This window comes from Polynucleobacter sp. 78F-HAINBA, from assembly GCF_018882325.1.
Lineage (GTDB): Bacteria > Pseudomonadota > Gammaproteobacteria > Burkholderiales > Burkholderiaceae > Polynucleobacter.
This window is the reverse complement of the sequence record NZ_JACVOQ010000002.1, coordinates 106,613-124,593: the sequence shown is the minus strand read 5'-3', so window position 1 is coordinate 124,593 and position 17,981 is coordinate 106,613. Positions and strand designations below refer to the sequence as shown.

The 17,981-nt window shown below is 46.3% G+C and carries 22 protein-coding genes; 3 read left to right on the top strand and 19 right to left on the bottom strand.

Annotated elements, in window-relative coordinates:
• Positions 1–72: 72 nt before the first annotated feature.
• The 3 genes from ICN11_RS02705 to ICN11_RS02695 all read right to left on the bottom strand — a co-directional run bounded on the left by ICN11_RS02705 (position 73) and on the right by ICN11_RS02695 (position 2,913).
• On the bottom strand, positions 73–1,152 hold the full coding sequence (locus tag ICN11_RS02705; RefSeq protein WP_216229036.1) for a c-type cytochrome: 1,080 nt from the start codon (positions 1,150–1,152) through the stop codon (positions 73–75).
• Positions 1,136–2,491, bottom strand: a complete 1,356-nt coding sequence (gene soxC / locus ICN11_RS02700; RefSeq protein ID WP_370623591.1) for a sulfite dehydrogenase — start codon at positions 2,489–2,491, stop codon at positions 1,136–1,138. The genes ICN11_RS02705 and soxC overlap by 17 nt, the downstream gene beginning before the upstream one ends.
• A gap of 80 nt (positions 2,492–2,571) precedes the next feature.
• Complete coding sequence (locus ICN11_RS02695) at positions 2,572–2,913, bottom strand: metalloregulator ArsR/SmtB family transcription factor (protein ID WP_216229034.1); 342 nt, start codon at positions 2,911–2,913, stop codon at positions 2,572–2,574.
• A 100-nt stretch (positions 2,914–3,013) separates the two neighbouring features.
• Here ICN11_RS02695 and modB point away from each other — a divergent pair, with 100 nt between their 5' ends.
• Together modB and ICN11_RS02685 are read left to right on the top strand one after the other, a co-directional pair.
• Positions 3,014–3,664, top strand: coding sequence for a molybdate ABC transporter permease subunit (gene modB, locus ICN11_RS02690; RefSeq protein ID WP_216229033.1), 651 nt, complete (start codon positions 3,014–3,016; stop codon positions 3,662–3,664).
• The gene (locus ICN11_RS02685) at positions 3,664–4,773 is read left to right on the top strand and encodes an ABC transporter ATP-binding protein (RefSeq protein WP_216229032.1); all 1,110 of its coding nucleotides are present in this window, start codon (positions 3,664–3,666) and stop codon (positions 4,771–4,773) included. Before modB ends, ICN11_RS02685 begins: the two co-directional genes overlap by 1 nt.
• Before the next feature lie 65 nt (positions 4,774–4,838).
• On the opposite strand, the gene ICN11_RS02680 is transcribed toward ICN11_RS02685, so the two are convergent.
• The 7 genes from ICN11_RS02680 to ICN11_RS02650 all read right to left on the bottom strand — a co-directional run bounded on the left by ICN11_RS02680 (position 4,839) and on the right by ICN11_RS02650 (position 8,806).
• Positions 4,839–5,054, bottom strand: coding sequence for a DUF2892 domain-containing protein (locus ICN11_RS02680; protein WP_216229031.1), 216 nt, complete (start codon positions 5,052–5,054; stop codon positions 4,839–4,841).
• Between the two features lie 30 nt (positions 5,055–5,084).
• Positions 5,085–6,062, bottom strand: coding sequence for a sulfurtransferase (locus ICN11_RS02675; protein ID WP_216229030.1), 978 nt, complete (start codon positions 6,060–6,062; stop codon positions 5,085–5,087).
• A 13-nt stretch (positions 6,063–6,075) separates the two neighbouring features.
• Entirely contained in the window at positions 6,076–6,699 is a 624-nt protein-coding gene (locus ICN11_RS02670; protein ID WP_216229029.1) for a hypothetical protein, read from the bottom strand.
• A gap of 9 nt (positions 6,700–6,708) precedes the next feature.
• Positions 6,709–6,942 carry a hypothetical protein gene (locus ICN11_RS02665; RefSeq protein ID WP_216229028.1) on the bottom strand — a complete coding sequence of 78 codons (234 nt, stop codon included), beginning with the start codon at positions 6,940–6,942 and terminating at the stop codon, positions 6,709–6,711.
• 20 nt (positions 6,943–6,962) lie between these two features.
• A complete protein-coding gene (locus ICN11_RS02660; RefSeq protein WP_216229027.1) occupies positions 6,963–7,532 on the bottom strand; it encodes a YeeE/YedE thiosulfate transporter family protein in 570 nt (189 codons plus the stop codon).
• A 1-nt stretch (position 7,533) separates the two neighbouring features.
• Complete coding sequence (locus ICN11_RS02655; protein WP_216229026.1) at positions 7,534–8,058, bottom strand: YeeE/YedE thiosulfate transporter family protein; 525 nt, start codon at positions 8,056–8,058, stop codon at positions 7,534–7,536.
• A 163-nt stretch (positions 8,059–8,221) separates the two neighbouring features.
• Entirely contained in the window at positions 8,222–8,806 is a 585-nt protein-coding gene (locus ICN11_RS02650; protein ID WP_216229025.1) for a rhodanese-like domain-containing protein, read from the bottom strand.
• A 199-nt stretch (positions 8,807–9,005) separates the two neighbouring features.
• Here ICN11_RS02650 and ICN11_RS02645 point away from each other — a divergent pair, with 199 nt between their 5' ends.
• Entirely contained in the window at positions 9,006–9,314 is a 309-nt protein-coding gene (locus ICN11_RS02645; protein WP_216133322.1) for a high-potential iron-sulfur protein, read from the top strand.
• 59 nt (positions 9,315–9,373) lie between these two features.
• Here ICN11_RS02645 and ICN11_RS02640 read toward each other — a convergent pair whose 3' ends face one another.
• The 9 genes from ICN11_RS02640 to trpA form a co-directional block, all read right to left on the bottom strand.
• Complete coding sequence (locus ICN11_RS02640) at positions 9,374–10,090, bottom strand: Crp/Fnr family transcriptional regulator (protein WP_216229024.1); 717 nt, start codon at positions 10,088–10,090, stop codon at positions 9,374–9,376.
• Entirely contained in the window at positions 10,087–10,710 is a 624-nt protein-coding gene (locus tag ICN11_RS02635) for a bifunctional 2-polyprenyl-6-hydroxyphenol methylase/3-demethylubiquinol 3-O-methyltransferase UbiG (protein WP_216229023.1), read from the bottom strand. The genes ICN11_RS02640 and ICN11_RS02635 overlap by 4 nt, the downstream gene beginning before the upstream one ends.
• A gap of 33 nt (positions 10,711–10,743) precedes the next feature.
• A complete protein-coding gene (locus tag ICN11_RS02630; RefSeq protein WP_216229022.1) occupies positions 10,744–11,952 on the bottom strand; it encodes an O-succinylhomoserine sulfhydrylase in 1,209 nt (402 codons plus the stop codon).
• A 69-nt stretch (positions 11,953–12,021) separates the two neighbouring features.
• Positions 12,022–13,560, bottom strand: coding sequence for an amidophosphoribosyltransferase (gene purF, locus ICN11_RS02625; protein ID WP_216229021.1), 1,539 nt, complete (start codon positions 13,558–13,560; stop codon positions 12,022–12,024).
• 4 nt (positions 13,561–13,564) lie between these two features.
• The gene (locus ICN11_RS02620; protein ID WP_216229020.1) at positions 13,565–14,131 is read right to left on the bottom strand and encodes a CvpA family protein; all 567 of its coding nucleotides are present in this window, start codon (positions 14,129–14,131) and stop codon (positions 13,565–13,567) included.
• Positions 14,131–14,919: an SPOR domain-containing protein gene (locus ICN11_RS02615; RefSeq protein ID WP_216229019.1), complete on the bottom strand. Its 789-nt coding sequence runs from the start codon at positions 14,917–14,919 to the stop codon at positions 14,131–14,133. Before ICN11_RS02615 ends, ICN11_RS02620 begins: the two co-directional genes overlap by 1 nt.
• A 3-nt stretch (positions 14,920–14,922) precedes the next feature.
• A complete protein-coding gene (folC, locus tag ICN11_RS02610) occupies positions 14,923–16,248 on the bottom strand; it encodes a bifunctional tetrahydrofolate synthase/dihydrofolate synthase (protein WP_216229018.1) in 1,326 nt (441 codons plus the stop codon).
• Positions 16,249–16,253: 5 nt separating this feature from the next.
• Positions 16,254–17,141: an acetyl-CoA carboxylase, carboxyltransferase subunit beta gene (gene accD, locus ICN11_RS02605; protein ID WP_216133330.1), complete on the bottom strand. Its 888-nt coding sequence runs from the start codon at positions 17,139–17,141 to the stop codon at positions 16,254–16,256.
• 22 nt (positions 17,142–17,163) lie between these two features.
• Positions 17,164–17,961: a tryptophan synthase subunit alpha gene (gene trpA, locus ICN11_RS02600; RefSeq protein ID WP_216229017.1), complete on the bottom strand. Its 798-nt coding sequence runs from the start codon at positions 17,959–17,961 to the stop codon at positions 17,164–17,166.
• Positions 17,962–17,981: the final 20 nt, after the last annotated feature.

Here is a 17,981-nt window from a genome sequence, read left to right as displayed (position 1 = left end):
TAATCTTTACTTCTATCAATTTATTACCTATTTTGCATTAAAACATGGTGGTTACCACCTAGTTAGCTATTTTTATTTGCCACCAGATAGCACCCAAGTTACTAAAGTCTTGCGGTCCTCATCGGAAAGTTGAGCTTGTGGTGGCATTGGAATGGAGCCCCACACACCAGCACCTCCAGATTTAACCTTTGCCATTAGCTTGTCCAGGGCGCCACTCTGACCGTCATATTTCTTGGCAATATCAGCTATAGATGGGCCAACTAGCTTTGCATTAGGAGCATGACAAGCGGAGCAATTCTCGCTTTGGAACAAAGCTGCTGGACCTTTTTTAGCGGCTGAATGCGTATCCTTGGCATGAGCCAAACCCTCGCCGGCTGCGCCAGGCAATGCTTTTAATGGTGGCTTGGTTGAATCTGCGCCACGATATGGGCCATACATACGGTTTTGCTCTGCAATATTGTCATGCGCATTTCGAGCAAAGTCAGGCAATGTTGAGCCGATTTGGACAAATGGTACGCAGTTATGCATGCAAGAATTTCCATTAACGTCCGGCTTGTCTTTTACATTCCAGAAGCCATGCTTTGTGGTCATGCCGTTACGATTCGGCATTTTGACATCGGCAATATTTTTATCGCTCAGCACAAAATCATCAGGAACAATCTCGCCTAGACTCAAGATAAACGCAACAACCGCGTAAGTATCGTCAGGTGTTAGTGATCTTGGTGCATTCCATGGCATCGCGCGATAAATGTAATCCCATAATGTAGATACCGTAGGCACCTTCATGAGGGTTGTACGTTGCGGCTGCTTCATATCCTTTAATGAAGCTACCTTACCCGTTTTGACATCATCCTTAGTAGTACCACCAGCAATCGGAGTGAAGATCTCATTAGACTCACCAAATGTGCCGTGACAGCTTGCACACTTAGTCTCCCAAATTACTTGGCCTTTTTCGACAGAGCCAGATCCCTTTGGCAAACCTTTAAAGTCGGGGCGAACATCAATATCCCAGGCGGCAACCTCCGCAGGAGTAGCCGCTCTACCAATACCAGGGAATTTGGCTGAACCAGACTGCGCTAACGCTTGTTGCGCAGTAATTGCGATGAGCGCCGCAAAGCCTAGGCCAATACTAAATTTATCCAACTTGAACATTGCTCACCTCGCCGTTTGAATCCAATTTCCATGATTGAATTGCATTGTTGTGATAAATAGATCTAGTGCCGCGAACATTACGCAGAGTCTTGATCGAGGGTTGAATATAGCCAGTGTCATCCATCGCACGGGATTGCAGAATCGCGGGAGAGCCGTCCCAAACCCAATCAATATTGAAGCGAGTAATGGACTTCGTAAGAACTGGAGTCTCTAGGCGAGCAGTACGCCAGTTATTTCCGCCATCAAATGAAACGTCTACACGTGTAATTTTTCCGCGGCCTGACCAAGCCATACCACTCACGTTGTAGAAACCTTTATCTAGCAACTGCTGACCACCCGATGGAGTGGTGATGACCGATTTACATTCCTGAATCGATGCGTACTGACGATGCGTTCCGTCAGGCATGAGCTCAATATAGTGAACCGCTTCGTCTTTTGCATTCCATGGCATATCACCCACTTCCAGGCGACGCAACCATTTAACCCAGCTAACACCCTGCACGCCAGGAACTACCAAGCGCAATGGGAATCCATTTTCAGGACGCAACATCTCACCATTCATCGCCCAAGCCACGATGGTGTCATTCAAACAGCTCTCAAGATTGATGGTACGAGTCATACCTGAGCCATCGCCACCTTCGGCAAGCATGAACTTGCCTTTTTTGAGATCAGCACCACACTCTTCGAGCAAGACCTTTAATGGAACACCGGTGAACTCACAGCAAGAAAGCATTCCGTGTGTGTACTGAACAGTAGGTACGGCTACGTTGCCCCACTCAAGACCAGTATTGGCGCCACACTCAATAAAGTGGGTACGAGAAACAGATGGCAAGCGCATTAAATCGTTCATCGTGAAAACACGTGGGTTTTTCACCAAACCATTGACCATCAAGCGATGGGTTTCAGGGTTAATGTTGTACCAACCCTGGTGATGACGCTCAAAATGCAATCCATTTGGAGTAATGGTTCCGAATAAACCTTGCAATGGAGTGAAGGCAACCGAGGCCGCTGAAACTCGTGTTAAACCTGGAGACTCACGACGAATCAAGTTGGACTCATAAATAGATGGCACGCCATAAGGCATTGTTGCCACATTCTTACCAAGAGTGGTTTGCCATTCTTGCTTCTCAAGGATCGCAGGATCACCCTCGCCTGCAGCCATAGCCAGTGGTGCTGTTAAGCCAGCCGCCGCACCGCCTAGAGCAGACATAAAGCCCTTGCGCAAAAAGCCGCGACGATTCTCATCTAAACCATTGGCATTGATATCGGCGATAAGCTCTTGGGAGATAAAATGCTCAGGCGCCTTAACAAGGCGCGCCTGGTTAGCCGGCTTTTCGATAGCACCAATATCCTGCGCACTAATCTCTATTTGTTTTTTGGTCATGTGATCTCTACTTTGATGAATAGATACTTAAAAAATTAATGCAAACTTTCAGCAATCTTCGCGCACACCGTTTGACACATCTCTACAGTAGCGTTGTCAGCAATTGAGTAAAAGACAGTCGTGCCCTCTTTGCGTCTCAGCAATATTCCCGCCTTGTGGAGAGCGGCAAGATGGCGTGAAACGTTAGCCTGACTGGAGCCGCACAACTCAATAACTTCAGATACAGACTTCTCGCCGCTACACACGGCATACATGATGCGCAGGCGTGATGGCTCGGAAAGTACGCTGAAATAATCTGCTACGCGCGCGAAAACCTTTTCCATCGCTTTAGGAGAAAGATCTTTGGTGGCTTTTTTGACTTTTGCTTTGATATTCACTGGTATTAATATATGCGTATACGTGCATATATTGGACACCCAAGACTAAAACACTTATATAGTGGGATACCCTAGTCCACAAAGGCAATACAATCAAAAAATGGATATTGATGCAATTCTGCTGTCCTTAAAGCTCGCTTTTTGGACCATGGCTTTGATGCTCCCATTTGGGGTTTGGGTTGCTCATAAGCTAACCAAGCTCAATAAAAGCCGTCCATGGCTTGAAGCCGTTCTAGCCCTTCCTTTGGTGCTTCCACCTACTGTTTTGGGCTACTACTTCCTGGTTTCATTCGGAAATACCAGTATTTTCGGTATTCCCCTTGTGTTTTCATTCACAGGCATCCTTCTTGCCTCGCTGATTGTGAATATCCCATTTGCCATTCAACCTATTCAAAGAGCATTTGAGGCCATCAATCCTGAAATTCGTGAGGCTGCCCAAGTGAGCGGTCTAAGCAACTGGCAAATCTTTCGCTTGATTGAGCTGCCACTATCCTGGCGAGGCATTACTGGTGCCGCCGCCCTTACCTTCGCTCATACTCTTGGCGAGTTCGGCGTTGTCCTCATGGTTGGCGGCGCAATTCCAGGGGAAACAAAAACTGCCTCCATTGCAATTTATGACAAGGTACAGAGTTTTGACGCCTCGGGTGCAGGCTCTTTGGCGCTTGTGCTCTTGGGATCATCTTTAGTGTGCATAGCACTCTCGTACGGAATATTTGGTCGCAACCCAAATCGTCGTAGAGGTATCAGCTAATGCTAAAGGTAAAGATTAGTCAAAACACTCCTAGCCCACTGCAAATCAGCTTGGAATGCGCACCGGGAGACTTACACGCTTTGGTCGGCCCCTCCGGGAGCGGTAAAACTACAGCTCTTAGAACCATTGCCGGCCTAAACGCGCCATCTAGAGGAAAAATTGAATGTAATGGCGAGGTCTGGTTTGAAACCGATGATCTAGGTGGTAAAGTCCGGCAGCTTTCACCTGCAGAACGCTCATGTGGATTCTTATTCCAGCAGTACGCGCTCTTTCCGCATCTCAATGCACTGGGCAATGTGACAATTCCCTTGCAAAATTCCGGTCTCAATACATCTGAACGTAAGAAAGTTAGCCTGGATCTATTGGATCGCATGGGTATAGCTGATCTTGCAGATAGATTGCCACACCAACTATCTGGTGGACAGCAGCAACGTGTTGCCCTCGCCAGAGCCCTGGCTAGACAACCCAAAGTCTTGCTATTGGATGAGCCATTTTCAGCAATCGACGCTCCAACACGTCAAGGCTTATATAAGACCTTGGCACAGCTTCGTACAGACTTAAATATTCCCATGATCTTGGTGACGCATGACTTACGTGAGGCTGATTTATTGGCTGACCGGATTACCGTCATAGATCAGGGCATTAGTTTGCAAACTGCTGCCCCAAGAGTTTTATTTGAAAGACCAAGGAATTCCCGAGTTGCGGAATTAGTTGGTATTAGCAATATGTTTCAAGGCGTATTTGACTCTGGTAGCTTGAGTTGGGATGGGTGCAACACAGTTTTTAGTGTTGCAGATAAAGGAAAGATTCCTCCCAAAGCACGTGTTGCCTGGGTCATTCCTCAGAGTGGCTTAAGCGTTCATAACAAACCGACTCAGACTAGCGTGCCTGCACTGGTTGAGAAGATGAGCGCGCTTGGCCAGATAGCAGTCATTCAATTGCGAATTCAAGATAGCGAAAATACAGTTGAATGGGAGGCGTCTGCAGCTGAAGTCAACAGATTACAGATGCAGACTGGAGCGCTAATGCATCTCGAGCTAGATGGAAATCAAATTCATATCATGCCATTGCGACCCATTAATGACCCACGTCGCTTTGTTGATCAGTAGAACTCTGATGCAAAAAATGCGCTTACAAGACTCTCATCCAAGCAAGCGCATCGATATAGGCGGAATTACTTAGAGCAACCGCCTCCACCACAAGAACCGCTCCCACTAGTATTAATTCCTAACAATGGGTAGGCTGGGCAGAATCTAAACAGTCCTGTTGCCAAAGGAACAATACCAATCCAAGCCCAAGCACCAGTCGATCCTGTAATAGCCAAACCAATTAACACCAATCCAACAATAATACGTAACATGCGGTCAATTCCGCCAACATTGCATTTCATATCAACATCCTTTTTAAAATTAAGTACAGATTAGTTCAGAGATACACCTACCAATGGACGGCCTTCTAAAGTCCAAAGGTATAAAGACCCATCATAGAGTTTGGTAGATTTATTACCAATCAACTCAGACATCACAAACCAACCGCCAGCAGCTAAGTGACCACTATTGCAATAGCTAATTGCAGGTGCCTTAGGGTTAATGCCGTTAGCAGTAAATAAGGAGTTATAGGTATTCTTATCCCAGAAATACAATGCTCCTTTTGCTGGCTTTGCCAATAACTCAGGCGCCAGTTCTTTCGCTCCAGCGATATGCCCATAAGCCCCTACATAGTCACGCTTGCTAAGACCAAAAAACTGAACAGGCTGACGAGCATCAATCAAGGTAGATTTACCTGTTTTTGAGGCAAGGGCTACCTGCTCCGAATTGGCAATTAATTCTTTACGCTCAGCTTTGCCGAGCCAAGTTCCATTCGATTTAACAGATGACGCAACAGAATAATCACGGCCTTCAGATAGCCAGCCAGCCATACCGCCATCCAATACAGCAATATTGTCTTCGCCGTAAACCTTAAATTGCCAATAAGCACGTAAGGCTTCATCAATATCTGAAATATCAAGACCAACGGGCACCAAAATAATCGGCTTATCAGAATTGACTCCTACAGACTGAATGATCTTTTCAAAGTCTGCCTTTTCAGGAATGAGATATTTAATCTTCTTCCCATCAATCATTCTGTCAGTCCTAACTCTTTTGAAATCCAATAATGTTGAGTCCTGAATATGCCCGCCTACCTCAACCAAAAATTTCTTACCCGTCTTTTTATCGACTTCAAATTCAGGGGCACGCGTGTAGCTAGCAACATCACCGCGAACTTCAAGTACTTGAACCTCTGATTGGTTGGCCGCCAACCACTCTGCGCTGACTACTGGACCAGGCAATGTCACAGCCTGAACAATTCCGATAAAGCTTGCGATGGCTAAAGCCAGCCCTACTTGCATCTTTTTCATTTGAACTCCTAGGTTAATTTTCAGGTAATAAATGCTGCGAAAGCTGATCCAATAAATCAATCTTGCTTTCCGTTAAAACATGATGACTCTTCGAATCCAATGCACTCTCCAAATCTCCAAGCTCGATCTTGAGCTCGCGAATTTTTTGGTCTCGGCTCAGGATCAGCTTTTCCATGTCGATAAAATATAGTTTTGTTAATGCGCTAATCCAGCGTGCGATTGGCCCCATTCTGCCTTTTATTACCATATCAAAATTACGTAGCTCAGCGACTACCGATTTTGCTGATACAAACTTTTCACCAGTAACCCATTGATTGGTAGTGAATAGTCGAACAGGCAAACCTTGCTGATTTAACGCAATCCCAATGAGGTGATGGAAATCATGCCCAAATCTCTTAAATAAGTGGAAATGGCCATGCTCATCATCAACCATCTCATCCGAAGAATGTGCGTGGTAATAAAACTCATAACCGCTGACTTCGTCCACTAAGTCATTTGCTGGGTAATGATTCCACTCAATAAACTCCTTGGCGCCACAAAGCGCTACCTCGCTAAGGGTTACACCCTTTCTTGCGTATCGTGTTTGGATGCTTGCAATTTCTTGAGCAGCCATACAGAGAGTGGATTGGATCAACACGTTTATGAATTAGTCAGCTGATTTACGCTTTTTCGGTCCACAGGGGTTTGCTGGTCCACAGGGATTAGCCGCCTTCTTCTTAGCTGGGCCACATGGGTTGGATGCATCCTTCTTTGGACCGCAAGGATTTTTTTGCTCGGCGCCAGCCGGTGTTGCTGGAGCATCCGCTGCATTTGCCATCGGAGCTGATGCCAGTCCTGCCAATGCTAAAGCTAATGCAACTACAGTTGATTTTTTAGACATTATTTTTTCCTTTTAAAGTATTAAATTTCTTGCGAGCTAACAGGGCCACGTGATTTCTTTTCCATCCAAGATCCCAATGCAAATACACCAACCGCCGCAATCACCATTGCGACATCAATGGATAGGCTAGAAACACTCAAGAGCTCTGGCAATGAATCGGCATTGGCAATTTCACCAAGTGTGGTGAGGGACTCAATACTTGGGTATATGCCGGCAAATATGCTTGTTCCAAGCAGCAATCCGATTAAAAAGATTCCAGCATCAATGCGACCAGACATGAGTCCAACCACTGAAGTTCCAGGGCAATAGCCACCGATAGCAAAACCAGCCCCAACAAATGCACCACCTAAGGCAGCGGCACCTAAAAATGATGGCGGAACAAAGAGGCTGCCACTATCTACAACGCCAACCTTTTCCAATATCAACAGTCCAACAGCTGCAAATACGATTGCAGTAAACATGACTTTAAATACAGACCAGTCTGTTAGGCGAAACTGGCCTGTTAATTTATTGGGATTACCAAAGCCGGCGCGCTCAAGCACAAAGCCAAAAGCTCCACCAAGTAATAGTCCAGAAAGAATTGTTCCCATCTTATTTCTCCTCTTTCATAAAGCGGCTAGCCAAGAGGCCAACAGCAAAGAATGTACCCAGAAAGGTAAACCCAGCAAGGCTAAGCACCGCTGCTCCTGATAGACCCAGGCCGCTTGTACAGCCAGCAGCAATACGTGCGCCAAAGCCCGCCAATAATCCACCAAATAAAGCCGTAAATGGTCGACTAGAACCACCTAAATAGCGCTTGCCGTCAAACTTCACCGCGATTCTTCCGGCAAAAAAGGCTGATAGTAAGGCGCCAAGGGCAACGCCTACAACTTGCCAACTAATCCAAGCATCCAGAGGCCTGCCCTCTTCAACCATTCCACCCAAATACTCATTAGCATTTGTTGCGGCGGGCATTAGATACATTCCAAACCAGGCTGTTAGGCGAGTTATGAATCCTGTGGCACCCAAACCATGACCAGTGACAACAAATGTTGCTAGAAGCACAATACCAAGCAGAATCCCTGCAATAAGCGGATTCCAGTACGGCGCTGGACAATTCTGATTTTTTTCACTCATCTTCAAATGACCTCAATTAAGGTATTAATAATATATTTAATTATATATTATTACCGAGAAAAGAAAGAGTCAAGTATGAATTGCAGTGAATTGCAGTGAATTTGAGGTACAAAAAAAAATGGGGCCATAAAGCCCCATAAGAAACGAAGATTAATGGAAAGCCTTAGAACTCACCTTTAACCGTAGTCAAACCCAAAGCATCCCAATCAAGCATGCCACCACGGTAGTAATAAATCTTTGTAGCTGGAAAGCCATCGCGAGTCATGGCAGCCATCGCCATTGGACTCTGCGGACACACCGGACCATTACAGAAAGCGTAAATCTTCTTAGCTTTAGAGCAATCCCATTTGGTTGAACCAGCAACTGGCTTTTTGCAGCCTAACTCATCCATACGCATAGCTACTTCCGTATAGGGAATGCCGACAGAACCTGGAATAGTACCTTTTACGCGATCATCAACAACCCGCATATCTACAACAATGGAGTCCTTGTCATTGAGCGCATTTAAAACATCAATCTCATCAACAGGAACAACCCCCTTAATTGGGATTAGCGGCTGCAACCAGCCCTTATTCTTAGCGCATGGGGTCATTACGCGAGTAATTTCCACAGGGCCCTTAGGAGTGTTTACAACAAATTTGGTGGATTTATCGATAATTTGGAGCAACTCAGGATTGGCAGGTGCGGCCGACTGGGCAGAAACCATGCTGGATGCAAGCAGCAGACCAATTGATAAAAACTTTTTCATAAAACCCCTCTTATTATTTATCTGCCAATAAAATGGCTATTTAAATGCTTATATACGCATTAACGCATAATTTCACAGTGTGAGGCCAAGTGTTGCCAAACTTAATCCTGAGAAACCCCTATTGTTGTTGGTGTTATCCCCTTTAATATCCCAATAGCTAGTAATAAACCCTTTTATTGACCTAAATAATGGAATCCACATGAAAAATAGTCGTCGCCAATTTATGATTTTGTCCGCTGCTGGTGCTTGCACCTTGGCTTTGAACGGAAAAGTTCAAGCTCAAGCAATGGTTTCTGAAACTGATCCACAAGCTGCTGCGTTGGGTTACAAGGCTGTAGCAACATCAGTTGATAAAGCAAAGTATGCAAAATACGCTGCCGGCCAAGAGTGTGACAACTGCGCTTTATTCCAAGGTAAAGTAGGCGACGCGACTGGCGGCTGCTCTTTGTTTGGCACTAAGAAAGTTGCTGGTAAAGGCTGGTGCTCTGCTTATGCTAAAAAGGCTTAATGCCAAATTAGCTTCTGTATAAAAAAGCTGCTTCGGCAGCTTTTTTATCGCCTAGCAGTTTATGCGCTAGCTTGTGAGAACGCTTTTAACTTCTCAATACTTGGTATTTGAATGCTCAAACGAGAGACGTTTGAAATGATTCCCTGGTCAGCCATAGAGGCTAGAGCCCTGCTAATAGTCTCAAATTTCACATCCATCATGAGACCCATATCTTCACGCTTAAATAGGGGTGCAATAGCCATGTCGCCAGAAATCTTTGCAACCCTTAAAAAGAAACGCGCTAAACGGACTTCTATTCGACCGGTATTGATTTCAGAAAACCAAGACTCCGATTGAGCAAGAGCTTCACCCCATTTCTTAACAATCTGGCGATGCAAACGCGGTGACTCTTCACCTAAGGATGAAATAATTCTCTTGGGAATGCGGCATAAATGAATATTTGAAAGTGCGGCAGCTGAATGGGTATAGGTGTCGCCTAGCAATGCTTCCATGCCAAATAAGTCACCAGGAACTACGAGACGGACAATTCTTCCGGAGCCATCGGAATTAATGTGAAGTAATTTGATATAACCATCCCTGAGGGTATAAACATATTCAGCCGCATCACCTTGCGTATAAATTCCGGAGTTAGCCTCAAACCTCAGATCATCAATCGGCTCATGGATCTTAGAAAAGTCTTCCTCATTGAGCTCAGCAAATAGTACCGAGCTACGTATCGAGCAAGAATTGCAGTCGCTATTACCTTGCCAAGCGCTCTTAATTTCGATGGTCTTCATGCGCTCTTTTTGGCAACCATACCGAGTAGGGCTGACATGCCGGTATGTCTAGCGCCTTCAGACAACTCTTTTTCGTAGCACTCGAGCTCGAGGATTTCAAATCCCTGACTAAGCTCTCGAATCATTTCTTCTGTATACAAGTGCTCAATTAGGGATGGGCCACCCGTCTTGTACTCCAACTGCTTTGGCGTATAGCCTTGAAGAATAAATAGGCCGCCGGGTTTCAAAGTCTGATGTACTTGCTTAAAAATCCTGGCTCGCATTTCGGGATCAGCAAACTGGATGAAGATGCCAATAACCGCATCATAGGCATTTGCCTGCCAATCAAAACTATCGGTATCGCAGAGGCTATATTGGATGCTAACTTGATTGTCAGTGGCAAATTGCTTAGCCTTGGCAAGGGCGATATCAGAAACATCAAAGCCGGTGACACGCATTCCCTGCTTTGCAAGCCAAACGCCATTGCGCCCTTCTCCATCGGCAATGCAGAGAACAGAATTATTGGGCTTTAGATATTGAGCAGTTTTCTGGACGAGGTATTCATTTGGCTCTTTACCAAAGATAAACTCCTCGTTATCAAAACGCTCATTCCAGAACTGGGTAGCATCGCTAAAACTCATTTAGGCTCCGACCTTCAATTAGCGTTCATGAAACTACTTCTTCAGACCGCCAACGAGGTCATTCTTTAAATCAAGCACATTTTCAAGTCCAACCGCGATACGAACAAGGCCATCGGTAATGCCGGCAGCTTTACGAGCTTCAGGAGTTACGCGGCAGTGAGTCGTAGTTGCAGGATGTGTAATTGTTGTGCGAGTGTCGCCCAAATTTGCGGTGATTGAGCAAAGCTTGGTTTGATTGATGAGTTTGAATGCAGCCTTCTTGCCACCCTTTAAAGTGAAAGACAAGATGGCGCCACCTGATTTTTGCTGGCGCTTAGCTAAAGCATGCTGAGGATGTGACTTCAGGCCAGGATGATAGACACGCTCTACCCCTGGCTGCTTTTCTAACCATTGAGCGATTTCTAATGCGTTCTGACTCTGCTGCTTCATGCGCAACTCAAGAGTCTCTAAACCTTTTAAGAATACCCAAGCATTAAATGCTGAAAGTGTTGGTCCGGCTGTTCTTACGTAGGGAAATACTTTGCCCATGATGAAATCATTGCTACCCACAATAGCGCCGCCAACCACTCTGCCCTGGCCATCCAAATACTTGGTTGCCGAATGAATGACTACATCAGCGCCTAATGCTAGAGGCCTCTGTAAAGCTGGTGTGCAGAAGCAGTTGTCGACCGCAAACAGAGCCTTCGCTTTCTTTGCGATCTTAGAAATAGCTTTGATGTCTGCAATTTCAGTTAATGGATTGGAAGGCGTTTCCAGATAAAACAACTTGGTATTTTCTTGGACGGCATTCTGCCAAGCCTTGGTATCAGCCAAGTCTACATAAGTAGTGGTGATGCCAAAGCGCCCCAAAATATTGCTAAACAATTGGATGGTGGCACCAAATACAGAGCGAGAGCAGACCACATGGTCGCCCGCCTGCAGATGAGACATTGCCATTGTCAAAATCGCAGCCATTCCCGAGGAAGTTGCGATACAGGCTTCACCGCCCTCTAAGGCAGCGAGACGATCCTGAAACATGCTGACTGTGGGATTGGTGAAGCGAGAATAAATAAAGCCTTGATCTGCATGAGCAAAACCATCGGCAGCCAATTCAGCGCTATCGAAGCAAAAGCTAGAAGTCAGGAACATCACCTCTGAATGCTCTTGATATTCAGCGGTGCGACGAGTGCCAGCGCGTACCGCTAGGGTTTCAAGCGCAAGTTTTGAGAAATCAGGTTTTTTGCGGGTAGTTTTACTCTTCATACCGCTATTTTGACACCGAATTACAGAATTGCCTCAGACACGCATGCCTGAGGAACTCGATCGTTGTTTTTAGTCTTCTGTAGCCAAATGCAAATGCAGTTGGGAGCGTGCAAAGTCGCTGGAGTCACGTTGACGATCAGCCTTAGCCTCAGAGGTATTGCGAGCCGCCTCTAAAGCATCCAAGTAAGAGTCATTGATATCACCAGTGATGTAATGACCATCGAAACACGAGGCTTCAAAGTGTTGGATATTGGGATTAATGTCCTTCACAGCCTGCTTCATATCTTCAACGCTTTGGTAGATCAACTGATCGGCACCGATCATCTTATTGATCTCTTCATCAGTACGCCCATAGGCTACCAACTCGCTACGAGTTGGCATATCAATACCGTAGACATTCGGAAAGCGTACTGGAGGCGCTGCAGAAGCAAAAATCACTTTCTTAGCGCCAGACTCACGCGCCATCTGCACAATCTCAAAAGAAGTTGTGCCACGAACGATGGAGTCATCCACAATCAATACCGTCTTGTCTTTGAACTCGATACGCATGGCATTCAGTTTTTGACGTACTGACTTTTTACGTACAGCCTGACCTGGCATGATGAAGGTTCTACCGATATAGCGATTCTTGAAGAAGCCTTCGCGGTAATCAACACCTAAACGCTTGGCAACCTGCATAGCCGCTGGACGACTGGAGTCCGGAATCGGCATCACGACATCAATCTCGCCCGGAATCGTTTCTTTACGAATTTTCTCAGCAAGGTAATCACCCATGCGCATACGCACGTTGTAAACAGTAACGCCATCAATCGTCGAATCAGGGCGAGCCATGTAAACGTACTCAAAAATGCAAGGTGTCAGTACTGCATCAGCAACGCATTGGCGCGAGTAAAAATTACCATCTAAATCGATATAAATTGCCTCACCCGGATTGACGTCTCGCACAAAGGTAAAGCCAAGACCATCAAGGGCAACTGACTCAGAGGCAATCATCCACTCTGGACCCTTAGGCGTATCAATACGTCCGATACATAAAGGACGAATGCCAAACGGATCGCGGAATGCCAGTAAGCCATAACCTGCTATCAAAGACACAACAGCATAAGAACCTTTAACGCGTTTAGTTACTTGAGTAACGGCATTAAACATGGCGCTTTCATCAAGTGCCGCACTATTGGTTTCTTTTTGAAGTTCGTCAGCTAGTACGTTTAATAAAACTTCTGTATCTGAGCTGGTATTGATATGGCGACGGTCGCGATAGGCCATCTCGACACGCAGGCTAGCTGCATTAGTAAGGTTGCCGTTGTGCGCCAAGATAATTCCGTATGGCGCGCTAACGTAAAACGGTTGCGCCTCTTCTTCGCTGCTAGCAGAGCCAGCGGTTGGGTAACGTACCTGGCCAATGCCAGCATTACCTAACAAACTGCGCATATTGCGAGTTCTAAATACATCTCGCACTAAGCCGTTAGCCTTATGCATCGTGAATGAGTTGCCATTCATCGTTGCCATGCCGGCAGCATCTTGACCGCGATGTTGCAAGAGCAACAATGCGTCATATATCAGTTGATTAACTGGGGAGTGGGAAACTGTTCCAACGACGCCGCACATAAGCCTAGATCCCTATTGTTAATGAAGGTGTAACGGTGGGTGTAATTTTGGGCATTGCATCACCCAATTGTTTTGCCCAATCGGCTGGTAGCCAATTTTTAATTAAACCGGTTGCCATGTCTATAGCTGGACGAGTAATCGCTTTTTGCCAAGCCACGCTTTGAGGGATTGGCGTCAAAGCTGCTAATGTGGCCATCACAACCACCACTAAGCCGCCACGCGCCAAACCAAAAATAAGGCCCAAAAAACGATCTGTCATGCTGAGCCCAGCAGACAAGATGATCTTTTGAATCACGTTTCCAACCAGGCCACAAACAATCAAAGTCAAAATAAATAGAATTAAGAAGCTCACACCCAAACTTAGCAACTCATCCATATGAAAGGTAGATAACCATTCAACGGAAAGATAGTTGGTGTAGTGATAAGCAACCCAGGAGGCAACAAACCAAGAGGCAAGTGCCAGGACTTCTTTAAACAGGCCTCGAGAAATGCCCACCAAAGCAGAAACCAACAACACTACTAGGGTGAAGTAATCCACCGTAGTTAACTTCAAGGTGGATAAATATTCCATTAAGGGGCACCAACCTCAACAAGCCTTGGAGATAGACCCATGGCTTTGACTTTTTTCTCAGCAGCTTCAGCCGCATCCTTATCGGTAAATGGGCCAGCTCTCAACACATAAAGCTTCGTACCATCGGTACCCGTTTTATTGAGAACGTAGTTAGGAATCTTTTGATCTTTCATCTTCGTAATCCAGCCTTTGGCGCGATCTTCGGAAGCGAAGGCGCCAATCTGAATAACGTACTTACCGGAACCTACTTTTTTTGGAAGCTCTTCAGCCTTTGCTTTAGTAGTCGTATTTGGTGCAGCAACCACTTCTTCACCAGCAGCTAATCCAATAGAGTTGGGTTTAGGAGCTGCAGGCGTTGATTTAGCGTCGGCCTTGACTTCAGGTTTTGCTTCAGGCGTTGGTGCTACTACAACTTCTTTTTCTTTAGCAGGTGTTTCAACTACTGCTGCAGCTTTTGCTTTTTCATCATTCGCAGGCATTGCTGCGTTAGGTACTGGAAGGCTGGTAACGATGTTCACAGCAATATCGTTATTTACAGACTTTGGCTTGTTATCCAAGATGCGGGGTAAGCCCACTACCGCGATTAAAACCAATACAGCCGCACCAATCAAACGATGACGAGCACGTTGCTGCTCAGGATCTTCGGTTAGAGCAAGCTCTTCACTCTCTTGAGCACGCTGAAAACTGCGGGGGGCTAATTTATTGACGGTACGACGACCCCTCACTGAACCTCGGTCAAGGTCTTCAGTCTCAGAGTTTCGCTTAAAAAGCTTCGGTAAACGAATCATGGATCAATGCGCCTGGTTGTTTCGATATGCCATTACGCCGGCAACGGTATAGAAGGATCCGAAGATAACAATTCTATCACCCTCACCAGCCTTAGAAAGAGCTTTTTGATACGCTGCAGCAGGATCTGGGAAGCATTCAATACCGCCATCTTCGCCATTTTTAACGGCTACGCCCAGCTCTACCAGTCTCTCAGACAAGGCTGTCGCAGTAGCAGCCCGCGGAGTCGGTAAATCAGTACAAAACCAAAAATCAACGCTATCCAATAATGGCTTAATAACTCCAGCTATATCCTTGTCCGCCATTGCCCCAAAAATGGCATAGGTATAGGGGTGATAGCCCATTTTTTCGAGGCCCTGCCCTAAAGTAGCTGCGGCATGGGGGTTATGCGCAACATCCAGGACGACAGTAGGCTGACCAGGAAGCACCTGAAAGCGGCCAGGTAACTCCACCAATGCGAATCCATTACGAATATCTTGGGCGCTAACTGGTAGGCGCTGATGCAATGCCATGAGAGCTGCAATCACGGCAGAGGCATTCAGAATTTGGTTGGCGCCACGTAAAGCGGGATAGCCAAGGCCGCTAAAGCGTTTTTGACGCCCCGCCCAACCCCACTGCTGCTTATCACCCTGAAAGTTATAGTCACGGCCTTGCAGCCATAAATCACAGCCCAGCTCTTCAGCATAATCAATGAGAGATTGTGGGGGCACAGGATCGCCGCAAACCGCAATAGCACCAGCACGAAAAATCCCCGCCTTTTCTCGTCCAATAGCTTCGCGAGTACCGCCGAGAAAATCAGCATGGTCAATATCAATACTGGTAACTATGGCGCAATCTGCATCAATAATATTGACAGCATCGAGGCGTCCACCCATACCAACCTCAAGCACTACAGCATCTAAATTCGCTTTGGAAAATAAATGCATGATTGCCAAGGTGGTGAATTCAAAATACGTTAGGGTTGGCGCATCTACTAGACTGGCTCGAGCCTTTTCAACGGCGGAAAAATGTTCTAACAAGAGATCATCTTTGACCTCTTCACCATTTACTCGAGCGCGCTCGTTAAAGTTGAGTAAGTGTGGGGACATATGACAACCCACTTTATAGCCAGATGCCAACAAAATACTTTCGAGATAGGCGCAGGTTGAACCCTTGCCGTTGGTGCCAGCCACTGTAATAACAGGGCATTCGAAATGAAGCCCTAAAGCTGCTTTAACGCGATTAATTCGGTCAAGGCCCATGTCAATACCGACAGGGTGAGCCGTCTCGAGGTGACTAAGCCAAGCCGCTAGGCTAGAGAAAAGAATGGGAGTTTGGTGTGCGGAACTCAAGCGCTTTATACAGCCGCGCTACCCGCAATCGCAGGCTCAGGAAGCTGCTGGAGTAAAGCCAACAGTCGGGCAATTTCACCGCGCATCTGGCGACGATCAACGATCATATCAATGCCACCCTTTTGCATCAGAAATTCTGAACGCTGAAAACCTTCTGGCAACTTTTCACGAACAGTTTGCTCAATCACGCGCGGTCCAGCGAAACCAATCAAAGCTTTTGGCTCAGCCATTACCACGTCACCCATAAAGGCGAAGCTGGCAGAAATTCCACCCATCGTTGGATCGGTTAAGACGCTGATATATGGCAAACCTTTTTTAGACAGCAAGGTCAACATCGAGTTCGTCTTAGCCATCTGAAATAAGGAGAGCAAGCTTTCTTGCATACGAGCACCACCAGTTGCAGTGATACAAATAAAAGCGCACTTCTTGGCAATAGCCTCTTGGACGCCACGTGCAAAACGCTCACCAACTACTGAACCCATCGAGCCGCCCATATATTGAAACTCGAAACAGGCAGCCACAACAGGAATGCTTTCGATCTTGCCACCAAGAACGATTAAGGCCTCAGACTCACCAGAGGCATCATTCGCCTCTTTAATGCGGTCTGGATATTTCTTGGAATCTTTAAATTTGAGAGGGTCGGTTGGGTAGATATCAGCGCCAATCTCGTAGCGACCTTTTTCATCCAACAAGCTATCCAAACGCAAACGTGCGCCGATGCGCATATGGTGACTGCATTTAGGGCAAACCGATAAATTGGCTTCAATATCTGTGCTGTAAAGAACTGTTTCACAGCTTGGGCACTTGACCCAAAGTCCTTCAGGAACAGATTTGCGGTTGGCAGGATCCGTATGTTGGATTTGTGGGGGCAGTAATTTATCGATCCAGCTCATCAGTTTTTAACTATCCAGTGCATTAACTATCTAAAGCGACGCGAATTTCACGTATGAAGGTTTCAAGTGATTGTACCGCCTGGCCGGGGGCAGAATCCTCCAAAAGTCGAATAATTCGACTACCAATAACCACCGCATCCGCTGTTTTTGATACCGCACGGGCACTTTCAGCATCATTAATGCCAAAACCGACCGCAATCGGGATTGCGGTGGCTTCGCGGATCTTAGGAATGATGCTGGCTACATCCTGGGTATTGAGGTGAGATGCTCCAGTTACACCACGCATGGACACGTAATAGATATAACCAGAAGCTATTTTGGCCGCATCCTTTATGCGTTCTGGTGATGAAGTGGGTGCCAATAGGAAAATTGGGTCAACACCAGCAATCTTCATGCGAGCAGCAAAGTCCTCGCACTCCTCCGGCGGGTAATCCACGACAAGCACGCCATCAACACCAGCGGCCTTGGCTTCAGTTGCAAAGCGCTCTGCCCCCATTTGTTCCACAGGGTTGGCATAGCCCATCAACACAACGGGCGTATCTGCATCAGTTTTACGAAATTCTTTCACCATATCTAAGCAGCCATGCAAAGTAACGCCTTGTGTCAGCGCCCTCTCAGATGACCGCTGAATCACCGGACCATCCGCCATCGGATCGGAAAAAGGAACACCGAGCTCAATGACGTTTGCGCCACCGCGAACCAATGCATGCATTAACTCAACAGTGAGTTTTGGATCGGGGTCACCAGTAGTAATAAAAGGAATGAGTCCCTTTTTGCCAGAAGCTTTTAGTTCATTAAAGAGTGCAGTAATTTTTGACATGGCAATTCGTAATTATTATT